We start from the raw sequence: 23,044 nt of genomic DNA, 5'->3' as shown, positions 1-23,044 counted from the left end.
CCAGCTGGCGGTGTGATGAGATGTTGATGCAATTTGATCGCAGTCCGTCTGTCCGGAGTCACTCAGAGTAATGATCACCCAGCGCCGAGTCATCCTGCTTGCTGGCCCTTCCGGCTCCGGAAAGTCGTACATAGCGCGACAAACCGGTCTTCCGGTCCTCTGCTTGGACGACTTCTACAAGGACGGCGATGACCCTACGTTACCTCGACGGAACGGGCAGATCGACTGGGAGTCACCCGCTTCCTGGGACGCCGAGAACGCTGTCGAGGTCATTGCGCAACTCGTCCGGGACGGCAAGGCAGACGTACCCGTCTATGCCATAAATGAGGATCGTCGGGTGGCCACCCGACGATTTGATCTGGCCGATGCGCCACTTTTCGTGGCCGAAGGGATTTTCGCTGCGGAGATCGTCGAGGAATGCCGCCGACGCGATCTACTCGCCGGGGCGTACGCCCTGCGGCGGCCCCGGAGCGCGACCTTCCTCCGACGGTTGAGCCGGGATCTCGCCGAGCAGCGCAAGGGCCCCCGGGTGCTGTTGAGTCGCGGCGTGGCGCTGCTGCGCGCCGAGCCGGCGGTGCTGCGCCGGCAGACCGGACTCGGCGCGGAGGCCGCCCGCGGCCGGGAGGTGCTGCGCCGGGTGGCCCACCTGCTCGCCGGTCATCCGCCCGCGCGGTGAGCCCCGCCCGGCCCGGCCGTCACGCCAGCAGCTTCGCGTACGCCGGCTTGATCACCTCGTCGATGATCTGAAGCCGCTCGTCGAACGGGATGAACGCGCTCTTCATCGCGTTGATGGTGAACCACTGCACCTCGCGCCAGCCGTAGCCGAAGGCGTCGCAGAGCAGGGCCATCTCGCGGGAGACCGAGGTGCCGCTCATCAGCCGGTTGTCGGTGTTGACGGTGACCCGGAACCGCAGGTCACGCAGCAGCCCGATGGGGTGCTCGGCGATCGAGGGGGCGGCACCGGTCTGCACGTTGGACGACGGGCACAGCTCCAGCGGGATCCGCTTGTCCCGCACGTACGCGGCCAGCCGACCGAGCACCGGCTCGGGACCCGGCGTGATGTCGTCGACGATGCGTACGCCGTGACCGAGGCGGTCCGCCCCGCACCACTGGATGGCCTGCCAGATCGACGGCAGCCCGAAGGCCTCGCCGGCGTGGATGGTGAAGTGGAAGTTCTCCCGCTGGAGGTACTCGAAGGCGTCCAGGTGCCGGGTGGGCGGGAAGCCCGCCTCCGCGCCGGCGATGTCGAAACCCACCACACCGTGGTCGCGGTGCCGCACGGCCAACTCGGCGATCTCCTGCGACCGGGCCGCGTGCCGCATCGCGGTGAGCAGTGTGCCGACCCGGATCGGCGTACCGGCCTCGGCGGCCAGCGCGCTGCCCTCGACGAACCCGGCCAGCACCGCCTCGACCACCTCGTCCAGGCTCAGATCCCGTTCCAGGTGCTGCTCCGGGGCGAACCGCACCTCGGCGTAGACCACCCCGTCGGCGGCCAGGTCCAACGCACACTCCCGGGCGACCCGACGCAGCGACGAGGCGGTCTGCATCACGGCGACGGTGTGCGCGAAGGTCTCCAGGTAACGCTCCAGCGACCCGGAGTCGGCCGCCGCCACGAACCAGCGCGCCAACTCCTGCGGGTCGGTGGTGGGCAGCGGATGCCCGACCTCGGCGGCCAACTCGATGATCGTCGAAGGTCGCAGGCCGCCGTCCAGGTGGTCGTGCAGCAGCGCCTTCGGTGCCTTGACAATGTCCTCGTAGCGCAGAGTCGTGGCCATGGTCCGACCCTAGTCCCCACCGCCGACCGTCCCCACCCGACGCCGGGGACAATGGCCTGGTGACCGCACCTGGACCGGACCCCCGGGTCGTCGACCGCCTGCGTTGCCCGGTCTGCGGCGAAGGGCTGACCACCGCCACCGCCGGCACCGCCGACGCGCTGCGCTGCCCCCGCCGGCACAGCTTCGACATCGCCCGGCAGGGCTACGTCAACCTGCTCACCGGGCGTGCCCCGCACGGCGGCGACACGGCGGAGATGGTCGCCGCCCGCGCGCAGTTCCTGGAGGCGGGCCACTACGACACCATCTCCACCGCCCTGGCCGAGGCCGCCGCGCACCACCTGACCACCCCGCACGCCCTTTGCTCTGCTTCAACCGACGCACCGGAAACCGGCCGGAAGCGTTGCGTCGAGGTAAGCAGAGCAAAGGGGGCGGACCACAGTGTCCCGGCCGTCGACGGTGCGGCGGCTGAGGCGTACCCGCTGGTGGTGGAGGCGGGTGCCGGCACCGGCCGGCACCTGGCGGCGGTGCTGGCGGCGGTGCCCGCGGCGGTCGGCCTGGCGCTGGACATCGCCAAGCCAGCGGTGCGTCGGGCCGCGCGGGTGCACCCGCGGGTGACCGCGGCACTGGCCGACACCTGGCAGCGGCTGCCGCTCGCGGACGCCTCGGCGGCGCTGCTGCTCAATGTCTTCGCGCCCCGCAACGGAGCAGAATTCCACCGGGTCCTCGCCCCGTCCGGGCGGCTGCTGGTGGTGACCCCCGCCGCCGACCACCTCACCGAGCTGGTCGACGCGCTCGGCCTGCTGCGGGTCGACCCGGCCAAGGCGGACCGGGTGGCGACCAGCCTCGGCGGGCACTTCACCGAGGAGTCGACCACCCTGCACCGGCAGGAGTTGACGTTGTCCGGCCCGGAGGTGACCACCCTGGTCGGCATGGGTCCGAGCGCCTGGCACACCGATCCCGCGGGGTTGGCCGCCCGGATCACCGCCCTCGGCGAACCGGTCCGGGTGACCGTGGCGGTCCGACTCGGCGTGTACCGGCCCCGCTAGGTCCGGCTCGGGGCGTACCGGCCTAGGTGGAGAGGTCGACCTCTTCCCAGCCCGGCGGTTCGTCGTGGTACGGCCCGCGCAGGATCACCGCCCACTCCAGGGCCCACCGCCGCTGACCGATCGCGTTGGCGTCGACCAGGCCGGGCAGCCGTCCGCCGGAGCGGTCCACCTCCAGGTACGACCAGTCCAGGCAGTAGTGCAGGTCGAGCAGGGCCGCCGCGTCCGCCGGGTGCTGCGGCGCGGCCAGGATGCGGGAGCGCCACTGCGGGAAGGTCTCGCCCTCGACGATGTTCGGCAGCCGCTCCACCAGCCGCTCGTCCACGGCCATCGTGGGGTCGAGCAGCTTGGTCAGGCCGAGCACCCAGGCCAGCGAGAACAGCGCGTCATGGTGCAGGACGAACGAGCGGTGGTCACCCTTGGCGCCGGTGACGAACTGGAACTCCGGCGGGGTGACCATCTCCACCAGGTGCGAGGCGAGCAGCCAGCTCATCGCCGCCTGCGGCGGCATGCCGAAGCAGCGGGCCAGGATCAGGTGCAGCACCGCGATCCGCGCCTCGATCTCCGCGGTGGGACGCAACTCGATCCGGTCGCCCGGCTCCCAGACCAGCGGGAACTGCGGAGGTGGCAGCGGTAGCCGCAACCGGGCCAGCTCCTCCAGGCTCGCCTCACGCACTTCCCGGGGGTCCGGGGCAGGAACGATCACAGCAACATCCCTGTCTGCTCACGGCGTCTCACGCCGATGTTCCCCCCTGGCCTGCGACAATAGCCGCCCGAATGGTCGGGCACCATGGGGTCGACGGACCCGGTTGGTTCACTCGACGCGTTCGATCACCAACGGGGTCGCCGCCGGTGGCCGCGCCGCGATGGTCACCGCCGACGCCGCCTCCGCCAACGCCGCCGGGATCGTCTCGGCCCGCTCGGCCCGCAGCTCGTACAGGGGTTCGCCGGCCCGCACCGGATCACCGGGGCGTTTGTGCAGCACCACACCCGCGGGGACGCTCACCGGGTCCTCCTTGCGGGCCCGCCCGGCGCCGAGCCGCCAGGCGGCAACCCCCATGGCGTACGCGTCGACTCCCGCCACGTAGCCGTCGGCGTCCGCCCGCACCACCTCGACCTCGGGTGCCTGCGGCATCGGTGCGTCCGGGTCACCACCCTGCGCCCGGATCATCGACCGCCACACGTCCATCGCCCGCCCGTCGCGCAGCGCGGCGGCCGGGTCGGCGTCGGTCAGCCCGGCCGCGTCGAGCATCTCCCGGGCCAGTGCCAGGGTCAGCTCCACCACGTCGGCGGGGCCGCCACCGGCGAGCACCTCGACGGACTCGGTCACCTCGACCCCGTTGCCGATGGTCAGGCCGAGCGGGGTGGACATGTCGGTGAGCAGGGCCACGGTCCTCACCCCGTGCGCGCCACCCAGCTCCACCATGGTCCGGGCCAGCTCACGGGCGTCGTCGACGGACTTCATGAACGCGCCGGAGCCGACCTTCACGTCGAGCACCAGCGCGCCGGTCCCCTCGGCGATCTTCTTGCTCATGATCGAACTGGCGATCAGCGGAATCGCCTCGACGGTGCCGGTGACGTCGCGCAGCGCGTACAGCTTGCGGTCGGCCGGGGCCAGCCCGGACCCGGCGGCGCAGATCACCGCGCCGGTGTCGCTCAGCTGCGCGATGAACTCCTGGTTGCTCAACGCGGCCCGCCAGCCGGGGATGGACTCCAGCTTGTCCAGCGTGCCGCCGGTGTGTCCGAGCCCGCGCCCGGACAGCTGCGGCACCGCCGCGCCGCACGCCGCCACCAGCGGCGTCAACGGCAGAGTGATCTTGTCGCCGACCCCGCCGGTCGAATGCTTGTCGACGGTCGGCCGAGCCACCGACGACAGATCCAGCCGCTCCCCACTGGCGATCATCGCGGCCGTCCACCGGGCGATCTCCGGCGCCGTCATCCCGTTGAGCAGGATCGCCATGGCCAGCGCCGACATCTGCTCGTCGGCCACCACCCCCCGGGTGTACGCGTCCACCACCCAGTCGATCTGCGAGTCGGACAACACCCCGCCGTCCCGCTTCACCCGAATAACATCAACCGCCGCAAAACCACTCATCAGACAGCTCTTCCCTAGTCCCATGGCGATACCGGTTCGCCCACCGCGCCAACCGAGGGGATGGGCCGACCGGGCCCGGCGGAGGGATCAAGCCTGACCGCCCGGAGCCGGGCCCGGTCGGCCCATCCCCCAAGCTCAGCCACCCCAGCGAACCGGAATCTCCGCAGGAGGCTCACCCTCACCGGCCCAGAAGATGGTGCCGGACGCATCCACCACCACGACCCGAGGCGTCCGCGCCAGACCCCAGCTGATCGCCTCAGCCGGATCGTCCCAGCTCGGCCCCTCCTCCAGCACCCCGGTCTCGGCGCCCGCGTCGTCGCCGGACGACCGCTCCCAGTACGCCGTCCAGACCTGCTGCCCGGCGGAGAGGTCCGGGTGCACGAATACCGTTCCCCGGCCACGCCAGGCGGCCAGCCGGTCGGGTACCACCGGCACCGGGTGTTCGCCGGTCACCGCGTCGAGGTCGGCGACGTCGAAGGCGTGCGGCAGCAGCTCGGCCATCCGCAGCGGGCCGCCCTTGGCCTCGATCAGACATTCCGGGCCGCCGTTCTCCCAGAGCAGCTGCCGGCAACGCCCGCACGGCATCAACGGCTCACCGGTGGCGTCGACGCAGGACAGCGCCACGATCCGGCCGCCGCCGGTGGCGTGCAGCGAGGAGACCACGCCGCACTCGGCGCAGAGCACGACACCGTACGCGGCGTTCTCGACGTTGCAGCCGACCACCATCCGGCCGTCGTCGACGAGTGCCGCCGCCCCCACCGGGAACTTCGAGTACGGCACGTACGCGTGCCGCATCACCTCGGTGGCCGCGGCCCGCAGCCGCTCCCAGTCGATCTCCATGGTCTGCTCCCCCGGCTCAGCCCTTGATGTACGGCTTACCATCGGCGGCCGGCGCCCGCACCCGACCGACCAGCCCGGCCACCGCCAGGATCGTCGCCAGGTACGGCAGCATGGCCAGGAACTGGCCGGGGATCACACTGTTGATCGCGCCCAGGTAGGTGGCCAGTTGGTCGGCGAAGCCGAAGAAGAGCGCAGCGAGCAGCGCTCCGGTGGGGCTCCAGCGCCCGAAGATCAGCGCGGCCAGAGCGATGAAGCCCTTACCGCCGATCATGTTCTTGGTGAACGAGAAGAGCGCCAGCGTGTACGACGCACCGCCGATACCGGCGATCGCACCCGCCATGATCACGTTGCGGTAGCGCAGCCCGAGCACCTTCACGCCGAGGGTGTCCGCCGCCGTCGGGTGCTCGCCGACCGACCGGGTCCGCAGCCCCCACCGGGTCCGGAACAACGCGATGTGGATCACCAGTACCAGCACCAGGGCGAGGTAGAGGAAGATGTTGCCCCGGAACAGTGCAGGCCCCAGCACCGGGATGTCCGACAGCAGCGGAATCTCCCAGTTACTGAACCGGGGGGCGCTGTTGTAGCGCTCCGCGTTCGTCTGCATCAGCCGCTCGTAGAGGAAGCCGGTGATGCCGAGCGCCAACAGGTTGAGCACGATGCCCATGACCACCTGGTCGACCAGGTACTTGATGGAGAACACGGCGAGCAGCAGCGAGATGAACGAGCCGCCGATCGCGGCGGCGACCAGACCCACCCAGACGCTGCCGCTGATGCTGCCGAACAGCGCGCCACTGAACGCGCCCATCAGCAACTGCCCCTCGATGGCCACGTTGACCACGCCCGAGCGTTCGCAGAGCACACCGGCCAGCGACCCGAAGATCAGCGGCAGGGCGAGCAGGAAGGTGCCGCGCACGATGTTGACGAGTGGCATGAAGTTCTGCCCGTCCGGCGCGGCGGAGACCTGCCAGCACAGGAAGGAGAGCACGAAGGCGACCAGACCCACCGCGAGCACCGGGATGAACCAGCGCTTCGGCAGCCGGGCCAGCATCACCGCACCCGCGGCGAGCGTGATCAGCCCGAAGAGAATCGCCCCGACCGTGCCGTTGACCTCCAGCGCGGCCCCGGCGGCGTTCTCGCTGAGCGTGAAGCGGGCCTGCTCGCCGGTGGCGAGCGCGCCGAACAGCACCGTGGCGAGCAGGCCGAGCGCCAGCAGCACCAGGCCCACCTTGCGAGTACGGGTCCAGTAGCCCTCGTCGACCGCGGCGACGGCGACGTCGGGAACAGCCATGGTGGACATGCCTCACCAACCCTTCGCGAGGCTCGTCTGCAGCCGGGCGGCCCGCGCGGCCCGGAGTTGGAAGATCGCCTTCACCAGGGCCGGTGCGGCGATGAAGATGACGATCAGCGCCTGCAGCACGGTGACCAGTTCCAACGAGATCCCCGAGTACGACTGCATCCGGTTGCCGCCGGCCTGCAACGCACCGAACAGCAGCGCGGCCATGGCCACCCCCCACGGTTTCACCCGGCCGAGCAAGGCGACCAGGATGCCGTCGAAGCCGATCTGGGCGATCACCAGCGGGGTCAGCGCGGCGGCGGTGGTGCCGAGCACCATCTGCGAGCCGCCGAGCCCGGCCAGCGCCCCGGCGAAGACCATGATCAGGACGTACGTCCGGGTGACGCTGATGCCCGCGGTGCGGGCCGCGTCCGGGTTGGCGCCCACCGCCCGCAGCTCGAACCCCAGGGTGGAGCGGTTGAGCAGCCAGGCGACCGCCCAGGTGGCCAGTACGGCGAGGAGGATGCCGCCGTGCGCCCGCAGCGGTTCGCCGAACAGGCGCGGCAGTTGGGCCGAGGCGTCCACCGGCCGGCTGATCGCATCGGTGCGGTTCGGGTCCTGCACGCCCTTCTGCACGATGAGCCAGGTCAGGAAGTAGACCGCGATGTAGTTGAGCATGATCGTGTTGATCACCTCGTGGGCGCCGGTCCGCGCCTTGAGGATGCCCGGGATGAAACCCCAGACGGCGCCACCGAGGGCCCCGGCCAGCACCGCGACCAGCAGGTGGACCACGGGGGGCAGCGGCAGCAGGAAGCCGGCCAGCGCCGCCAGGATGACGCCCATGATGGCCTGCCCCTGGGCGCCGATGTTGAACAGACCGCCCCGGAAGGCAAGCGCCACCGACAGGCCGGTGAAGACCAGCGGCGCGGTGTACGTGAGCGTCTCCGAGATCGGGCTCAGCGCGGCGGTGAGGGTGGTCGCGCCCGGGTCGAAGACCGAGCCCTTGAACAGGTTCGCGTACGCCTCACTGACCAGGGTCCAACTGGCGTTGATCGCGTCCGATGGACGGGCCGTGATGTAGGCGTAGGTAGCCAGCACGTCCGGATCGGAGATGATCATCAGGACGGCACCGACGACCATGGCCAGCACCAGCGACAACAGGGTCACCGTGAAGGTGTTGGCGGCCCACAGGTTCTCCAGGAACAGCCGTCCCAGGGTGGGGCGCTGGTGCGGTGCGGTCGGCGTGGTGGCGGCCTCGGCCTGCTCGGTGTTGCCGAGCGTGACCTGGGCGGCCTGTTCCTCGCTCGCCGGCTCCTTGTCCGGGGAGCCCGGCTGAAGGTTGTCGGTCATGCCTTCTCGTCCTTGCTGCCTGGCCCCTCGGGACCTGACGCCACGCCGTCGGTGGTCGCCGGGGCGTCGCCCGTCGAATCGGGGGTGATGCCCGCCATCAGCAGGCCGATCTCCTCGCGGGGGGTGTCCGGGCCGACGATGCCGATGATCTGACCGCGGTACATCACCGCGATCCGGTCGGCCAGCCCGATCACCTCGTCGAGTTCGCTGGAGACCACCAGCACGGCCGTGCCGACGTCGCGCTCGCGGATGATCCGGCTGTGGATGAACTCGATCGAGCCGACGTCCACGCCCCGGGTGGGCTGGGCGGCGATGAAGAGCTTCAGCGGCCGGGACAGCTCCCGGGCCACGATCACCTTCTGCTGGTTGCCGCCGGAGAGGGTGCCCACCGGCGCCTGCGCCGAGGAGGTGCGTACGTCGAACTGCTCGATCCGCTCCTTGGCCGATCTGGCGATCGCGTCCGGCCTGATCGACAGGCCCCGGCCGAACGGCGGCCGGTCGTAGATGTCCAGCACCAGGTTCTCCGCCACGGAGAACTCCTTGACCAGCCCGTCCACGCTGCGGTCCTCCGGGACGTAGCCGACGCCGGCCCGGAGCACCTTCTTGGTGGACCAGCCGTCGATGCGCTGCCCGTCGAGGGTCACCGTGCCGGCGAGCAACGGGCGCAGCCCCATGATCGCTTCGATCAGCTCGGTCTGGCCGTTGCCCTGTACGCCCGCGATGCCGAGCACCTCGCCCGCGCGTACGGTCAGGTCGACGCCGTCCACCGCGCGGACCTGCCGGTCGTCGTCGACGACCAGCCCGGCGACCTCCAGGACCGGCTCGCCCGGGGTGGCGGGGGTCTTGTCCACGGTCAGCCGGACGGTACGGCCGACCATCAGCGCGGCCAGTTCGTCGCGGCTGGCCTGCGGCGAGGCCGTGCCCACGGTCCTGCCGCGCCGGATCACGGTGATCCGGTCGGCGATCGCCTTGACCTCGCCGAGCTTGTGGGTGATGAAGACGATCGACTTGCCGGCGGCCTTGAGTGACCGCATCACCGTGAGCAGGTCCTCGGTCTCCTGCGGGGTGAGCACCGCCGTCGGCTCGTCCAGGATGAGCAGGTCGACGTCCCGGGTGAGGGCCTTGACGATCTCCACCCGCTGCTGGATGCCGACCGGCAGGTCCTCGATCATCGCGTCCGGGTCGACCCGCAGGTTGTACCGCTGCGACACCTCGGCGACCTCGCGGCGGGCCCGCCGCCGGTCCAGGAACCCGGCGATGCCGCCGCGCACCTGCTCGGCACCGAGCATGATGTTCTCGGTGACGGTGAAGACCGGTACGAGCATGAAGTGCTGGTGCACCATGCCGATGCCGGCCGCGATGGCGTCGGACGGCCCACGCAACTTCAGCGGCTCGCCGTCGACCAGGATCTCGCCCTCGTCGGGCTGGTAGAGCCCATAGAGCACGTTCATCAGGGTCGACTTGCCAGCACCGTTCTCGCCGAGCAGGGCGTGAATCTCTCCAGGCTCCACCGTCAGGTCGATGTGGTCGTTGGCGACCAGATCACCGAACCGCTTGGTGATGCCGCGCAGTTCGAGTCTCAGCGCAACCTCCTGGGAGTGCGAAGCGATGGTGCAGCGTAGCCGCTGGCGAACGGGGCACGGCGCCGACCCGGCCGGGGTGCGCCACCGCCCCGCAGCGGGACTCCCCGCTGCGGGGCGGCCGGTTCATGGTGTGGCGTACCCACCGCCCGCCTACGGTGATCGTCGCATCGCAGGCGGGCGGTGCAGGGCTCAACTCTTCGGCTGGGCGGCCGACTCGACCTTGACGGTGCCGGCGGCGATGTCCGCCTTCAGCTTGTCGACCTCGGCCTTGAGCTCGGCCGGGACCTTGCTGTCGAACTCGTGGTACGGGGCGAGCGAGACGCCGTCGTTGGCCAGGGTGCCGACGAAGCCCTGCTCGGCGCTGAGCTTCTCGCCACCGGCGGCCTTCAGCACGGCCTCCTTGACCGCACCCGGGATGTTCTTCACCACGGTGGTGATGATCGCCGAGCAGTCCGGCGTGCTCTCGCAGCCGTCGACGTCCACCCAGATGGTGTTGTACTTGCCACCGGAGGCCTTGGCCGCACCGGTGGTGCCGAGGCCGGCGCCGCCGGCGACCGGCATGACGATGTCCGCACCCTGGGCGACCAGCGCGTCGCTGACCTTCTTGCCCTCGTCCTGCTTGACGAAGTCGTTGGTGAAGGAGCCGTTCTGGGTCTCCTTGTTCCAACCGAGGGCCTGGACCTTGGCGCCCTTGGCCTGGTTGTAGTGGGCCACGCCGTCGACGAAGCCGTCCATGAAGATGGTCACCGGCGGGATCTTCATGCCGCCGTAGGTGCCGACCTTGCCGCTCTCGCTCATGCCGGCGGCCACGTAACCGGCGAGGAAGCCGGCCTGCGCGGTGTCGAACTCCATCGGGTAGACGTTGGCCACGCCGGGGTTGGCGTCGACGATCGCGAACTGCTGGTTCGGGTTCGCCTCGGCGATCTTCTTGGTGGATTCGCCCATCAGGCCGCCGACGGCCAGGATGAAGTCGCAGTCCTGGTTGACGTACGCGGAAAGGTTGGGCTCGTAGTCGGCCTCGGCCCGCGACGCGACGTACTTGATGTCGATGTTGCTGTTCTCGGCCTTGGCGGCCTCAAGGCCCTTCCAGGCCGAGGCGTTGAACGACTTGTCGTCGATGCCGCCGACGTCGGTGACCATACAGGCGCTGTACTTCTCGCCGCCGGAACCGGCGTTGTTGTCCTCATCCGGAGCCTCGCCACAGGCGGCAGCGCTCAGTACGAGCCCACCCGCCGCGATCATCGAGGCAATCCGCATCCCACGCACCGAGCGCAAGACGTCTCCCTTCCATTGCACACCGCGTGGTTGCGGTGGCTGCCCTTGAACCGGCCTGCGCCTTGCCGCCGGTCTCCCACGTTACGGACGCCGAGCGTACGCCCGCGTCCATCTGACCAACGACAAGCGTGCAGGACTGTTGGAGGCCTGTTACCCGTACGTAATGCTTACGGTGGGGAAGCTCACGCTCTCGTAACGCTTTGTCAGGTTTGATCACCTACCGGATCGAGCCACCGCGATTGCGGATCCGGCATTCCGTCGAATACCGGTCATCGCGCTGACGGTCGCCCCCATACCGCTCATCGTCGACCACATTTTCGATCTTGCATTCCGCACGCCGGGGCCAGCGAAAACGACTACCCCGCAGCCCGGGATCGCGGTCGCGGTCACGGTCATCCACGCCGGGAAATCCCCATCGCCGCACCGCCCCGAGACATCACCGAGGGTCGCCGTACGATTTGCGCCACCACAACAGAGCCCGACGCAAATCGGCTTTCGCAATCAACTGCGGCACGGCCAGCGGATACCCGCTCCACCGCGCCGAGCAGCACACAGGGTCAGGCGAGGCCTTTCGCGGCCCCGCCCGACCCATCGACCTCTGGAAATCAAACCGGATTCACACAATCATGGTGCGAATTCGCCGGTCACCGCCAGAAAACCGCCACCGCCGCATTGACAAGCGTCAGCCCGATGATAGCGAGGAAGTGACCTCGGTTGACCTCGTCCCGCTTCCGGGAGAAGAAGACCATCACGAAGATCGCCAGGGAGATGAGGAACTTGACGACGAGCTTCGCCGGATCCGGCTCGTCACCGTCCCGCAGCGGGGCCGCCAGGCCGGTGCCACTCAACAGCTGGATCACCGCGCCCCAGAGCATGGCGGCGTTGATCCGGAGCTTGCCGCTGATGTATTGCACGATCGCACCACCCAGCAGCAGCGCGAACCCGATGAGGTGGATGTAGAGAAGGATGAGTCGGAGTGCTTCCATCCGCCTATCCTGCCCTATCAACGACGGATCGTAGTAGAGCCACCCGGTCAGCCCTTCGTGCCACCGGCCGTCAAGCCGGACACCAGGTGCTTCTGGGCGAAGAAGAAGACCAGCCCGGCCGGGATGGTTACCAGGACGGCGGCGGCCGTCAGGTACTCCCACTGCGGGTTGAACTGCGGCACGAACTGCTGGAGCCCGTACGCCAGGGTGAACTTGTTGTCGGTCTGGATGAACGCCGAGGCGTACGCCACCTCACCCCAGGCGGTGAGGAAGGTGTAGAAGGCGGTGACCGCCACGGCGGGGCGGGCCAGCGGCAGCACCACCCTCCAGAAGGTGGCGAACGGCCCGCAGCCGTCCAGCGCCGCCGCCTCGTCCAGCGAGGTCGGGATGGAGTCGAAGTAGCCCTTCAACATCCAGGCGCAGAACGGCACCGCGATGGTCAGGTACGCGACGATCAGCGCGGGCATGGTGTTGATCAGGCCCAGCCGGGCCAGGATCGTGTAGATCGGCACGATCAGGATGGCCACCGGGAACATCTGGGTGACCAGGAAGACCATCATCAGCGGCCGGCGGCCCGGGAAGTTGAACCGGGACACCGCGTAGCCGGTGGTGGCGGACAGGAAGATGCCGATGGTCATGGTGAAGGCCGCGACGATCACCGAGTTGAGGAACCAGCGCGGGAAGTTCGTCTCGGTCAGCACGTAGCGGTAGTTGGCAAGCGTGGTGTCCCGGAACAGGGTCAACTCGCTGCTCTGGATCGCGTACCCGGGCTTGAGCGAGGAGAGCAGCACCCAGGCGATCGGGCCGATCGCGATCAGCGAGGCCAGGATCAACGTGCCGTGCAGCAGGACGGACATCGCCGGACTACGTCGCCGGTGCCCACGGCGCGTCACCTTGCTCATCACCACACCTCGCCTTGCTTGCGCAGCACCCGCCGGTAGAACACCGAGAAGACCAGCAGGATCGACAGGATCAGTACGCCGTACGTCGACGCCAGCGAGTAGTTGCGGATGCCTTCGAAGGCGGCCCGGTACGCACCGGTCACCAGGATCTCGCTCTGCCCGGCCGGCTGCCCCTCGGTCACCAGGAAGATGATCGGGAACATGTTGAAGGTCCAGATGGTGCCGAGCAGCACCACCGTCATGCTGACCGGACGCAGCCCGGGCAGGGTGATGTTCCTGAACCGCTGCCAGGCCGACGCGCCGTCGATCTCGGCCGCCTCGTACAGCTCACTCGGGATGGTCTGCATGCCGCCGAGCAGGGCCACCATCATGAACGGCACACCCAGCCAGACGTTTGTGACGATGGCGGTGAGCAGGGCCGTCCACCGGTCGGCGAACCAGGAGACCGGGTCGATGCCGAGGGCGGTGAGCAGCGCGTTGGCCAGGCCGAAGCGCTCGTTGAAGATGAACTTCCAGGCGAACGCGCTGACGAAGGCCGGCACCGCCCAGGGCAGCACCAGCACCACCCGGTAGAACCCGCGCGCCCGCATCGGGCGGTTGAGCATGTTGGCCAGGCCCAGGCCCAGGCCGAAGTGACAGGCCACGCAGACGAACGTCCAGATCAGCGTGACGCCGGTCCACTGCCAGAACTCGCCGACCTCGCCGGTGAGCACCCGCACGTAGTTGTCCAGCCCGACGAACTCCCACTTGTTGGGGTTGTCGGTGCAGACCTCGCCGCCGGTGATCGACCTGGTGCAGATCTCGGCGACCTGGTTGGCCTCGGTGAGGTTGGTGAAGGAGAGCCAGACCCCGCGGAACAGCGGGTAGAAGATCAGAACTGCCAGGACGATGACGACGGGCAGCACCATCGCCCAGGCGTACCAGTGCTTCTCCCAGCTGCGGCGCAGCCGGGAGGGACGAGCAGGTCGGCCGGGCGGCGTCGACGGCGGCGCCGGGTCGGCAGTCACGGTGGTCATCCAGCTGCGCTCCAGAGCAGAGGGTCCGGCCGGGTCGGCGACCGTGACGGTCGCCGACCCGCTGCCGGGTGCCGAAGGTTCACCGGCGTGTCACCGGTGTACGGAGGCGGGCCTACCGCGCCGGCCCGCCGACGGTGGGACTCAGAGCCCGTAGCCGGGAACGACCTCGGCCTTGTACTTCTTGGCGACGCCGTCCAGCGCGGCCTTGGGGTCCTTGTTCTGGATCAGGACCTCAGTGGCCATCTGGTCGAGCGGGCCGAAGAACTGGCCGGCCTCGGGGATCCACGGGCGACCCACGGCCGCCTCGTTCACCGCCTGGAAGGCGGCCACCACGGGGTTGTTCTTGACCGCGTCGACCTGGTACGCGGAGGTGCGGGTGGGCAGCAGGCCGAGCTTCTCCGACAGGAACGCCTGCGACTCGGCGGAGGCCATGAACTTCACGAACGCGACGGCAGCGTCGATCTTCTCCTGCGGCATGCCGGACCAGATCACGTAGTTGTGGCCGCCGACCGGGCCACCGGCGCGGGCCGAGCCGGCCGGCACCGGGGCGATGCCCAGGTTCTCCAGACCGCCGAAGTCCGGTGCCGAGGAGACGTTGTTGACCTCCCACGGCCCGTTGATGATCATGGCGACCTTCTGCTCCTTGAACAGGGTCATCATGGTGCCGTACGCGTCGTTGGCGGACGGCTTGGCGGCGGCACCGCTGTCGATCAGGTCCTTGGCGATGGCCAGCCCGGCGGCGTTCTGCTCGGAGTTGACGATGATCTTCTTGGCCTCGGGGTCGACCAGGTCACCGCCCTCGCCGTACATGAAGGGCAACATGAAATAGCCGGCCGGGTTGACGTACACGCCCTCGGCGCCGGTCTTGTCCTTGATGGTCTGCGAGGCGGACTTCAGCTCGGCCCAGGTCTTCGGCGGCGCGCTGATGCCGGCCTTGGTCAGCAGTTCCTTGTTGTACATCAGCGCGAGGCTGTCGGTGACCTGCGGGATGCCGTAGGTCTTGCCGTCGTACTTGTTGGAGGCGAGCGGGGTCGCCAGGAAGTCGGTCGCGTCGCTGAGCAGCTCCGAGCCGTCGAGCGCGTAGAGGTAGCCGAGCGAGGCGAACTCGGGCACCCAGGCGACCTCGGCCCGCAGGATGTCCGGCGCGCCGCTCTTGGCCTGCGCGGCGGTCTTGAACTTGTTCTGGGCCTCGCCGAACGGGACCGACTGGTAGTTGATCTTCACGTTCGGGTGGGTCTGGTTGAACTTGGCGATCAACTCCTTGAACGCCGGGCCCTCGTTCTGCGGGTCGGAGGTGTCCCACCAGGTCAGTTCCGCGGTGAGGGAAGCGGGGTCGGCCTTGGGCTGCTCCTCGGTCGCCTTGTCCTCGCCGCCGCACGCGGCGACGGTGAGGGCGAGACTGGCGGAGGCGAGTACGGCGATCCCCCTGGCTGTGCGACGCATGTTCGCTCCTAAATTGCCTGCCGGGTAACGGCGGGGACAGTAGCAAGAGTTTTCGTAACTCGAAACCCCTTGCGAACATCCCTGCAACAACCGTGCCCCATCCGCAACGTCAATCGTCGACAAGTGTCGCCAACTGGGCATTTCCCCGCCCGCCGGGGCGGGGACACCTCACCCAAGGTGAGCAGGAGTCCACGTACAGCCCACGCTCACGTGGGGGTACGCAAGCGTGGCGGGCACCTTTTTCGGCACCCGCTGCTCGATTGTGCAAGTTCTTGCTGGCTACTGCGCAAGAACTTGGCCGTGAGCTACAGTGCCGCCATGCGCGCTCGCTTGTCCGACATCGCCCAGCAGGCCGACGTCAGTGAGGCCACGGTGTCGCGGGTGCTCAACGACCGCCCCGGCGTGGCGCCCGAGACCCGGCAGGCCGTCCTGACCGCCCTCGACGTGCTCGGCTACGAACGCCCCGCCCGGCTGCGCAAACGCAGCGCCGGGCTGGTCGGGCTGGTGGTGCCGGAGCTGGACAACCCGATCTTCCCGGCCTTCGCCCAGATCATCGAGTCGGCCCTGGCGCCCACCGGCTACACCCCGGTGCTGTGCACCCAGACTCCCGGCGGTGTCCGCGAGGACGAGTACGTCGAGATGCTGCTCGACCGGCAGGTCTCCGGCATCGTCTTCGTCTCCGGCCTGCACGCCGACACCGCCGCCGACCACGACCGGTACCGGACCCTGATCGCCCGGCCACTGCCCATCGTCATGATCAACGGGTACGCCCCCGGGCTCGGCGCGCCGTTCGTCTCCTGCGACGACCGGGAGGCGGCGGAGCTGGCGGTCGCGCACCTGGTGGCCCTGGGCCACCGCCGGATCGGCCTGATCACCGGCCCGGACCGGTTCGTGCCGGTGCTGCGCAAGGTGAGCGGATACAAGACGGCCATGCAGCGCCTCACCGACATCTCCGAGGACGAGTTGGCCGACCTGACCGAGCTGTCGCTGTTCGGTGTGGAGGGTGGCGAGGCGGCAGCCGGTCGGCTGATCGAGCGCGGCGTCACCGGCATCGTCTGCGGCTCCGACCTGATGGCCCTCGGCGCGATCCGGGCCGCCCGGCAGCGCGGACTCTCCGTGCCGGGTGACCTCTCCGTGGTCGGGTACGACGACTCACCGCTGATGGCCTTCACCGACCCACCGCTGACCACCATGCGGCAGCCGGTGGCCGCGATGGCGGTCGCCGCCGTCCGGGCGCTGGTCGACGAGATCAACGGGCACGGTGCCCCGCACTCGGAGTACCTGTTCCGGCCTGAACTGGTGGTACGCGGCTCGACGGCGGTGGCCCGGACGGACACCCCGCCCGCGCAGGGCGGTTCGCAGCGCCCCACGCCACCGGCGTTCGCGGTTCCGGCGTGACATCAGCCGCACTCCGGCGGCCGTAGGGATTTCTTGCGCAAGGTCTGCTTGACTCTTGCAGCGCTGGCCCGGCATTCTTCTCAGACACCCGCGTCCCACCGATGCCACGCCGGGTGCCGCCGTCCCGCGCCACAGAACGGGGAACACCCGATGACCGTCAGCAACCCCTCGCCGCTGACCTCCGACGCCGACTGGTGGCGGTCCGCCGTCGTCTACCAGGTCTACGTCCGCAGCTTCGCCGACGCCAACGGGGACGGCATCGGCGACCTGCCGGGCATCCGGGAACGCCTGCCGTACCTGCGCGACCTGGGCGTGGATGCGCTCTGGCTGACCCCCTTCTACACCTCCCCGATGGTCGACGGCGGCTACGACGTCGCCGACTACCGGGACGTCGACCCGATGTTCGGCACGCTCGGCGACTTCGAGGCGATGATCACCGACGCCCACGCGCTCGGCCTGCGGATCATCGTCGACATCGTGCCCAACCACACCTCCGACCAGCACCCCTGGTTCCAGGCGGCGTTGGCGGCCGGGCCCGGCTCACCCGAACGCGAGCGTTACCTGTTCGCCGACGGCAAGGGCACCGACGGCGAACTGCCGCCCAACGACTGGGAGAGCATCTTCGGCGGTCCGGCCTGGACCCGGGTGCCGGACGGCCAGTGGTACCTGCACCTGTTCGATCCCGCCCAGCCCGACCTGAACTGGCGCAACCCGCAGGTACGCGCCGAGTTCGAGGACATCCTGCGGTTCTGGCTGGACCGTGGGGTCGACGGGTTCCGCATCGACGTGGCCCACGGCATGATCAAGGCCGAAGGGCTGCCGGACGTCGGCTTCAACTCGATGACCACCGGCCGCCGTCAGTCCGAACTGCTCGGCAAGGGCCGGCTGCCCTACTTCGACCAGGACGAGGTGCACGACATCTACCGCGCCTGGCGGCCCATCCTGGACAGCTACCCCGGCGGCCGGATGGCGGTGGCCGAGGCCTGGGCCGAGACCCCGCAGCGGCTGGCCCGCTACATCGGACCGGACGAGCTGCACCAGGCGTTCAGCTTCGACTTCCTCGACGCCACCTGGTCGGCCGACTCGTTCCGCAAGGTGGTCGACACCGCGCTTGCCGAGTCGACGATTGTCGGTGCCCCGACCACCTGGGTGCTGTCCAACCACGACCGTCAGCGGCACGTCACCCGCTACGGCGACGGTGAGGTCGGCTTGCGCCGGGCTCGCGCCGCCGCGCTGATGATGCTCGCCCTGCCCGGCTGCGCCTACCTTTACCAGGGTGAGGAACTGGGGCTGCCGGAGGTGCTCGACCTGCCCGACGAGCTGCGCCAGGACCCGGCCTTCCTGCGTACCGGCGAGAGCCGGGACGGCTGCCGGGTGCCCATCCCGTGGAGCGGCGAGGTGGCCCCGTACGGCTTCGGGCCGGTCGGCAGCGAGCTGAGCTGGCTGCCGGCCCCGGCCACCTGGCGTGCGCTGTCGGTGGCCGCCCAGAGCGGCGTGCCCGGTTCGACCCTGGAGCTGTACCGGGCGGCCCTGCGGATCCGCCACACCCACCCCGCCCTCGCCGGCACCGGCGGCATCACCTGGCAGGAGACCGCGCCCGGCGTGCTCGCCTTCAGCCGGTCCGCCGGCGACACGGTGCTGACCTGCGTGGTCAACACCGGCGACACCCCGGCACGGATCGACGGGTACGGCACCCCGCTGGTGGCCAGCGAGGCGCTCACCGAGCAGCACGATGGCCACGTGCTCCCCGTCGACGCGGCCGCCTGGTTCGAACGGCGCTGAACGGGTAGTCCATCAGCAACCTGGTCGTCCGGCGTGCTGCGCGCCGCCGGACGACTGGGGCTGAACCTCCCCGGCCGACGCCTACCGACATCCGGCTCGCTGCCGGTGGCGCACCAGGTCAACCGCCGGTCAACCGGGCGGCGATCCGGGCAAAACCGGCACGCAGCTCGGTCACGTCCGGCACCGGCAGCGGGCCGGTGAGGTGGTCGTCCTCGGCCGCCAGCTCCTCCTCGTCGATGGTGTCCTCGTAGTCGCCGTAGAGGTCGGCCCGCTCCACCTGGACCGTCTCGTCCGCGGCAGCGAGTTGGGCGGCGGCGATCTCGCCCCGGATCTGGTCCACGGAGACCGCAGGTATCAGCGGCTCGACCACCGCCATCAGCTCGTCGTCGGCGACCAGCGCCTCGGCCAGGGCCAGCGCGTGCGGTCGCTCGTACGGACCACAGACCACCGGCTCCCACTCGTCGTCACCGAGCGGACCGAACGTGATGATCCACGGCAGCTCGCTCAACGGCGAGTCGCTCGGCAGGTCCAACGTCACGAGTGCCCCCACCGGCCCATCATCGCCGCTGCCCGAACCTCCCGCGGAAGGTTCGGCACATCACCGGATCAACCAGCCCCGCCCGGGGTACCCGGATCGGTGTCCGAATCGAGATCGGAGCGCCGGCCACCCGCCAGGTCCACCACCCGGCCGCGCCGGCTGGTCGCCGCCAACGCCGCGCCGAAGAGCACCAACTGGTTGAGCAGGTACAGGTAGACCAGCAGGCCCACGGCGGTGGCCACCACGGTGTACGCCGGGTTGTGCTCGACCCGCCCCACCCAGAACCGGCCGACCGTGTTGAGCAGGGTGATGCCGATCGCGACCAGCAGCACGATCGGCCGCAGCCGCGCCCGACTCATCTGCACCCGAGGCACCACGATCAGCATCAGGGTGGCCAACACCGCGTTGACAAGCACGCTGAGCACCGCGCTGACCGTGGTCAACCCGACCGATCCGGTGCTGCGCAGCAGGAAGCGCAGCAGCGACTCCAGCGCGTCCACCGCCGCCACCGAGGCGCCGAGCAGCACGAAGACCACGAGCAGCACCCCGAGATCGACGAGCCGGCGGACGACCAGGTTGCCCGGATGCTGGTGGAGACCGTGGATCAGCCGCTGCGAGGAACGGATCGCCTCGACCCAGCCGATCCCGGTCAGGATCAGGATCAGCAGACCCACCACCCCGACCGTGCCACTGCTCTCGGCGACCTGGGCCGGATCGAGGAACGGCAGATTCTCCCCGAGGAACTCCTCCGCCGCCGCGCGTACCTCGTCGTTGTCGTCGAGGAGGGCACCGAACGCCGCGTACGCCACGAGCGCGAGCGCGAAGACCGCGAAGAAGCCGTAGTACGCGATCGCGGCGGCCAGCCGACCACCCTGAAGATCGGTGTAGCGCACCCCGGCCCGCCACAGATGCCCGAAGGCCGGCCAGCGGTGCCGGGCGGCGCTGAGTCGGCGGTCGATGCCCGCCTCGACCCGCCCCAGGAGGTTCACCTCGTCATCCTCGCCGCTTCCTCGTCACCGCGCTCGCTCCTCGGCACGGCCGGAGGATCAACCGCCCAGCCGGAAGTCCCGGCGGGGCTGGAACCGGGCCTCACCACTGTGCGAGAAAAGCGTGAAATGCTCCACCTCGAACATCGCCGAGAAGTCCGCCAGATCCTCGTACGCCTGGTCCAGGGCCTCCGGCGCGACATCCTGCGCCACCGTCACGTGCGGGTGGTAGGGGAACCGCAGTTCCCGCTGCAACTCGGGAGCGGCGTTGATCGCCGCGGCCAGCAGTTCACACTCGCTGATGCCGGCGGCGACCGCGACGAAAACCACCTGGGTCACCGGCCGGAACGTGCCGGTGCCCCGCAGATGCAGGGTGAACGGCAGGTGGGCGGCGGCGACCTGGACGAGGTGCCGCTCCACCGCGGGCAGCGCGGACACCGGGATCTCGGTCGGCCCGAGCAGGGTCACATGTGCCGGCACCGTGTTCAGGTCGCCGGACGCCAACCGACGCCGGGTCAGCGTGCCGCCCCACGGCTCGGGGATGTCCACCGCGATGCCGATCTGGATGGTGTCGCCGGCATCCGGCGCCCCGCTCCCATGATCCACGTTCCGCGCCACTCCTTCGGCCACCGACCTGTCCGGACCGCTCGCGCTGCCGCGAACAGCTACTCGCCGCGTACCGGCGGGAAGAAACCCACCCGTTCGTACGCCTTGAGCAGTGTCGGCACCGCCAGCCGCCGCGCCTTCTCCGCCCCGGCGGCGAGCAGCTTGTCCAGCTGGGCCGGGTCCTCCAGGTAGGAGCGGGTCCGCGCCTGGATCGGCGTGACGAACTCCCGGACCACCTCGGCGAGATCCTTCTTCAGATCGCCGTAGCCCTTGCCGTCGTACGCCGCGACCAGATCGTCGATCCCGCGCCCGCTCAGCGCCGAGTAGATGGTCAGCAGGTTGGAGATGCCCGGCTTGGTCTCCTCGTCGAAGACGATCTCCCGACCGGTGTCGGTGACCGCCGAGCGGATCTTCTTGGCCGAGCGGGCCGGATCCTCCAGCAGGTCGACGATGCCCGCCGGAGAGGACGACGACTTGGACATCTTCGCCGTCGGGTCCTGCAGATCGGTGATCTTCGCGGTGGCCTTGACGATGTGTGGGGCGGGCACCGTGAAGGTCGGCCCGAAGTGGCTGTTGAACCGCTGCGCCAGATCCCGGGACAGCTCCAGGTGCTGACGCTGGTCCTCGCCCACCGGCACCGCGTTGGCCTGGTAGAGCAGGATGTCGGCGGCCTGCAGGATCGGGTACGTGAACAGGCCCACGCTGGCCCGCTCGTTGCCCTGCTTCTGCGACTTGTCCTTGAACTGCGTCATCCGGCTGGCCTCACCGAACCCGGTGAGGCAACCCAGCACCCAGGCCAGCTGCGCGTGCTCGGGCACCTGCGACTGCACGAACAGCGTGCACCGCTCCGGGTCCAGGCCGACGGCGAGCAGCTGCGCGGCGGCCACCCGGCTGCGCTGATGCAGCACCTTCGGGTCGTGCCCGGCGGTGATGGCATGCAGGTCGACCACGCAGTAGACGGCGTCGTGCGACTCCTGCAACGCCACCCAGTGCCGCACCGCACCCAGGTAGTTGCCGAGGTGGAACGAGTCGGCCGTCGGCTGGATGCCGGAGAAGACGCGCGGGCGGGCAGGTACGTCGGACATGCCGGCAATTCTGTCAGCATCACCCGGCGTACGTCATGACGGGCTGGCCGGTCCGGTCGGGCTGGCGGATCGGCCCACCGTCCGCCGTTGTTCGGGCAGGCGGCCGGCGGTGACCGCGAGCCGGGCCACCCGACGCCCGTCGAGCGTCAGCACCCGCAGCAGCCAACCCCCGCCGATCCCGGACGGATCGGGCACCGGAACCTCGTCACCCGGCATGGGCAGCCGCCCGAGCGCGGCCATCACGAACCCGCCCACCGTCTCGTACGGCCCGACGGGCAACACCACAGCGGTGCGTTCGGCGAAATCTGCGAGATTCAGCCGCCCCTCCACCACCGCCGGCAGCCCGGCCAGCTCCGGCTCCGGCACCTCGGCGTACTCGTCGTGGATCTCCCCGACCAGTTCCTCGATCAGATCCTCGCAGGTGACGATGCCCGCCGTACCGCCGTACTCGTCGATCACCACGGCCAGGTGGTGCCCCTCCCGCCGCATCTCGGTCAACGCGGCGAGCACCCGCTTGCTGGCCGGCAGCCGCTTGACCTCCCGGACCAGGGCACCGACAGTGGTGCCCGGATCGCGGTCCGGATGCCACAGCACGTCGCGCAGGTGCACGAAGCCGACCACGTCGTCATGGGTGCCGTCGACCACCGGATAACGGGTGTGCATGCCGGCCCGGACCAGCGGCTCGGCCTCGGCGAGGGTCAACGCCGCCGACAGGAACACCACCTCGGTGCGGGGCATCATCACCTCACGCACCAGACTCGCACCGGCCACCAGCACCTCGTCGATGATGCGCCGGCCCACCGGATCGAGCACCGTGTTCGCGGCGACCAGGTCGCGTAGCTCCGCCTCGCTGATCCGCTCCCGACCGGCGGCCGGGCCTGTGCCCAGCAGCGCCGTGACCAGCCGCAACCCACCGTCGACCGCCCGGACCACCACCCGGGCCACCGCCCGGGCGAGCCGCCCAGGCTCGCGGCGGGGCTGGGATGGCCACCGCCGCCGGGATCCGCGCCGACGCGCTGCCCGCATGACAGTGATGGTAGTCAGCACGGCCGCCGTAGGCTGTCCTCA

At 69.8% G+C, this 23,044-nt stretch carries 21 protein-coding genes; 4 read left to right on the top strand and 17 right to left on the bottom strand.

Going from position 1 to position 23,044, the window contains the following annotated elements:
- Positions 1–70: 70 nt before the first annotated feature.
- Complete coding sequence (locus tag Vgi01_RS03115) at positions 71–676, top strand: uridine kinase family protein (protein ID WP_102658866.1); 606 nt, start codon at positions 71–73, stop codon at positions 674–676.
- Positions 677–695: 19 nt separating this feature from the next.
- On the opposite strand, the gene Vgi01_RS03110 is transcribed toward Vgi01_RS03115, so the two are convergent.
- Complete coding sequence (locus Vgi01_RS03110) at positions 696–1,775, bottom strand: adenosine deaminase (protein ID WP_204290074.1); 1,080 nt, start codon at positions 1,773–1,775, stop codon at positions 696–698.
- 59 nt (positions 1,776–1,834) lie between these two features.
- On the opposite strand from Vgi01_RS03110, the gene Vgi01_RS03105 reads away from it, so the two are divergent.
- Positions 1,835–2,821: a putative RNA methyltransferase gene (locus tag Vgi01_RS03105; RefSeq protein ID WP_204290073.1), complete on the top strand. Its 987-nt coding sequence runs from the start codon at positions 1,835–1,837 to the stop codon at positions 2,819–2,821.
- 22 nt (positions 2,822–2,843) lie between these two features.
- Here the strand turns inward: Vgi01_RS03105 and Vgi01_RS03100 are convergent, their stop codons facing one another.
- From Vgi01_RS03100 to Vgi01_RS03050, 11 genes are all read right to left on the bottom strand, one after another.
- Positions 2,844–3,524, bottom strand: coding sequence for a DUF4272 domain-containing protein (locus Vgi01_RS03100; protein WP_102658863.1), 681 nt, complete (start codon positions 3,522–3,524; stop codon positions 2,844–2,846).
- Positions 3,525–3,632: 108 nt separating this feature from the next.
- Positions 3,633–4,913 (bottom strand): thymidine phosphorylase, encoded by a 1,281-nt coding sequence (locus tag Vgi01_RS03095; RefSeq protein WP_204290072.1) that lies wholly within the window; start codon positions 4,911–4,913, stop codon positions 3,633–3,635.
- 135 nt (positions 4,914–5,048) lie between these two features.
- Complete coding sequence (locus tag Vgi01_RS03090) at positions 5,049–5,753, bottom strand: cytidine deaminase (protein ID WP_102658861.1); 705 nt, start codon at positions 5,751–5,753, stop codon at positions 5,049–5,051.
- A 16-nt stretch (positions 5,754–5,769) separates the two neighbouring features.
- Positions 5,770–7,050, bottom strand: a complete 1,281-nt coding sequence (locus Vgi01_RS03085; protein ID WP_102658860.1) for an ABC transporter permease — start codon at positions 7,048–7,050, stop codon at positions 5,770–5,772.
- 3 nt (positions 7,051–7,053) lie between these two features.
- Entirely contained in the window at positions 7,054–8,376 is a 1,323-nt protein-coding gene (locus tag Vgi01_RS03080; RefSeq protein WP_102658859.1) for an ABC transporter permease, read from the bottom strand.
- A complete protein-coding gene (locus Vgi01_RS03075) occupies positions 8,373–9,899 on the bottom strand; it encodes an ABC transporter ATP-binding protein (protein ID WP_308441763.1) in 1,527 nt (508 codons plus the stop codon). Before Vgi01_RS03075 ends, Vgi01_RS03080 begins: the two co-directional genes overlap by 4 nt.
- Before the next feature lie 249 nt (positions 9,900–10,148).
- On the bottom strand, positions 10,149–11,216 hold the full coding sequence (locus Vgi01_RS03070) for a BMP family lipoprotein (protein WP_102658857.1): 1,068 nt from the start codon (positions 11,214–11,216) through the stop codon (positions 10,149–10,151).
- A 662-nt stretch (positions 11,217–11,878) separates the two neighbouring features.
- A complete protein-coding gene (locus Vgi01_RS03065; RefSeq protein WP_102658856.1) occupies positions 11,879–12,220 on the bottom strand; it encodes a hypothetical protein in 342 nt (113 codons plus the stop codon).
- Between the two features lie 47 nt (positions 12,221–12,267).
- A complete protein-coding gene (locus Vgi01_RS03060; protein WP_102658855.1) occupies positions 12,268–13,122 on the bottom strand; it encodes a sugar ABC transporter permease in 855 nt (284 codons plus the stop codon).
- A complete protein-coding gene (locus Vgi01_RS03055; RefSeq protein WP_102658854.1) occupies positions 13,122–14,138 on the bottom strand; it encodes a carbohydrate ABC transporter permease in 1,017 nt (338 codons plus the stop codon). The genes Vgi01_RS03060 and Vgi01_RS03055 overlap by 1 nt, the downstream gene beginning before the upstream one ends.
- Positions 14,139–14,279: 141 nt before the next feature.
- Positions 14,280–15,581, bottom strand: a complete 1,302-nt coding sequence (locus Vgi01_RS03050) for an extracellular solute-binding protein (protein WP_204290071.1) — start codon at positions 15,579–15,581, stop codon at positions 14,280–14,282.
- A gap of 318 nt (positions 15,582–15,899) precedes the next feature.
- Here Vgi01_RS03050 and Vgi01_RS03045 point away from each other — a divergent pair, with 318 nt between their 5' ends.
- Both Vgi01_RS03045 and Vgi01_RS03040 read left to right on the top strand, forming a co-directional pair.
- Positions 15,900–16,979, top strand: a complete 1,080-nt coding sequence (locus Vgi01_RS03045; RefSeq protein ID WP_204290070.1) for a LacI family DNA-binding transcriptional regulator — start codon at positions 15,900–15,902, stop codon at positions 16,977–16,979.
- A 150-nt stretch (positions 16,980–17,129) separates the two neighbouring features.
- Positions 17,130–18,761, top strand: coding sequence for a glycoside hydrolase family 13 protein (locus Vgi01_RS03040; RefSeq protein WP_102658852.1), 1,632 nt, complete (start codon positions 17,130–17,132; stop codon positions 18,759–18,761).
- 118 nt (positions 18,762–18,879) lie between these two features.
- Here Vgi01_RS03040 and Vgi01_RS03035 read toward each other — a convergent pair whose 3' ends face one another.
- Genes Vgi01_RS03035 through Vgi01_RS03015 form a run of 5 tightly spaced genes read right to left on the bottom strand, consistent with a single transcriptional unit; the run spans position 18,880 to position 23,002 of the window.
- Complete coding sequence (locus Vgi01_RS03035) at positions 18,880–19,311, bottom strand: hypothetical protein (RefSeq protein ID WP_204290069.1); 432 nt, start codon at positions 19,309–19,311, stop codon at positions 18,880–18,882.
- Between the two features lie 56 nt (positions 19,312–19,367).
- Complete coding sequence (locus tag Vgi01_RS03030; protein WP_102658850.1) at positions 19,368–20,288, bottom strand: YihY/virulence factor BrkB family protein; 921 nt, start codon at positions 20,286–20,288, stop codon at positions 19,368–19,370.
- A 57-nt stretch (positions 20,289–20,345) separates the two neighbouring features.
- Complete coding sequence (locus Vgi01_RS03025; protein WP_102658849.1) at positions 20,346–20,915, bottom strand: 2'-5' RNA ligase family protein; 570 nt, start codon at positions 20,913–20,915, stop codon at positions 20,346–20,348.
- A gap of 35 nt (positions 20,916–20,950) precedes the next feature.
- Positions 20,951–21,976: a tryptophan--tRNA ligase gene (gene trpS, locus Vgi01_RS03020; protein WP_102658848.1), complete on the bottom strand. Its 1,026-nt coding sequence runs from the start codon at positions 21,974–21,976 to the stop codon at positions 20,951–20,953.
- Between the two features lie 33 nt (positions 21,977–22,009).
- The gene (locus Vgi01_RS03015) at positions 22,010–23,002 is read right to left on the bottom strand and encodes a hemolysin family protein (RefSeq protein WP_239088775.1); all 993 of its coding nucleotides are present in this window, start codon (positions 23,000–23,002) and stop codon (positions 22,010–22,012) included.
- Positions 23,003–23,044 lie beyond the last annotated feature (42 nt).

Source organism: Micromonospora gifhornensis (genome assembly GCF_016863515.1).
Classification (GTDB): domain Bacteria; phylum Actinomycetota; class Actinomycetes; order Mycobacteriales; family Micromonosporaceae; genus Micromonospora; species Micromonospora gifhornensis.
The sequence above is the reverse complement of the archived record's forward strand: the minus strand, read 5'-3'. Positions and strand labels throughout refer to the sequence as shown.

Bases quoted from the DNA above. Each gene is read 5' to 3' on its own strand.
- Vgi01_RS03050 (WP_204290071.1), bottom strand. From the start codon at position 15,581: ATGCGTCGCACAGCCAGGGGGATCGCCGTACTCGCCTCCGCCAGTCTC.
- Vgi01_RS03045 (WP_204290070.1), top strand. From the start codon at position 15,900: ATGCGCGCTCGCTTGTCCGACATCGCCCAGCAGGCCGACGTCAGTGAG.
- Vgi01_RS03095 (WP_204290072.1), bottom strand. From the start codon at position 4,913: ATGAGTGGTTTTGCGGCGGTTGATGTTATTCGGGTGAAGCGGGACGGC.
- Vgi01_RS03040 (WP_102658852.1), top strand. From the start codon at position 17,130: ATGACCGTCAGCAACCCCTCGCCGCTGACCTCCGACGCCGACTGGTGG.
- Vgi01_RS03060 (WP_102658855.1), bottom strand. From the start codon at position 13,122: ATGAGCAAGGTGACGCGCCGTGGGCACCGGCGACGTAGTCCGGCGATG.
- Vgi01_RS03090 (WP_102658861.1), bottom strand. From the start codon at position 5,753: ATGGAGATCGACTGGGAGCGGCTGCGGGCCGCGGCCACCGAGGTGATG.
- Vgi01_RS03115 (WP_102658866.1), top strand. From the start codon at position 71: ATGATCACCCAGCGCCGAGTCATCCTGCTTGCTGGCCCTTCCGGCTCC.
- Vgi01_RS03015 (WP_239088775.1), bottom strand. From the start codon at position 23,002: ATGCGGGCAGCGCGTCGGCGCGGATCCCGGCGGCGGTGGCCATCCCAG.
- trpS (WP_102658848.1), bottom strand. From the start codon at position 21,976: ATGTCCGACGTACCTGCCCGCCCGCGCGTCTTCTCCGGCATCCAGCCG.
- Vgi01_RS03110 (WP_204290074.1), bottom strand. From the start codon at position 1,775: ATGGCCACGACTCTGCGCTACGAGGACATTGTCAAGGCACCGAAGGCG.
- Vgi01_RS03080 (WP_102658859.1), bottom strand. From the start codon at position 8,376: ATGACCGACAACCTTCAGCCGGGCTCCCCGGACAAGGAGCCGGCGAGC.
- Vgi01_RS03055 (WP_102658854.1), bottom strand. From the start codon at position 14,138: ATGACCACCGTGACTGCCGACCCGGCGCCGCCGTCGACGCCGCCCGGC.
- Vgi01_RS03065 (WP_102658856.1), bottom strand. From the start codon at position 12,220: ATGGAAGCACTCCGACTCATCCTTCTCTACATCCACCTCATCGGGTTC.
- Vgi01_RS03070 (WP_102658857.1), bottom strand. From the start codon at position 11,216: ATGCGGATTGCCTCGATGATCGCGGCGGGTGGGCTCGTACTGAGCGCT.
- Vgi01_RS03085 (WP_102658860.1), bottom strand. From the start codon at position 7,050: ATGTCCACCATGGCTGTTCCCGACGTCGCCGTCGCCGCGGTCGACGAG.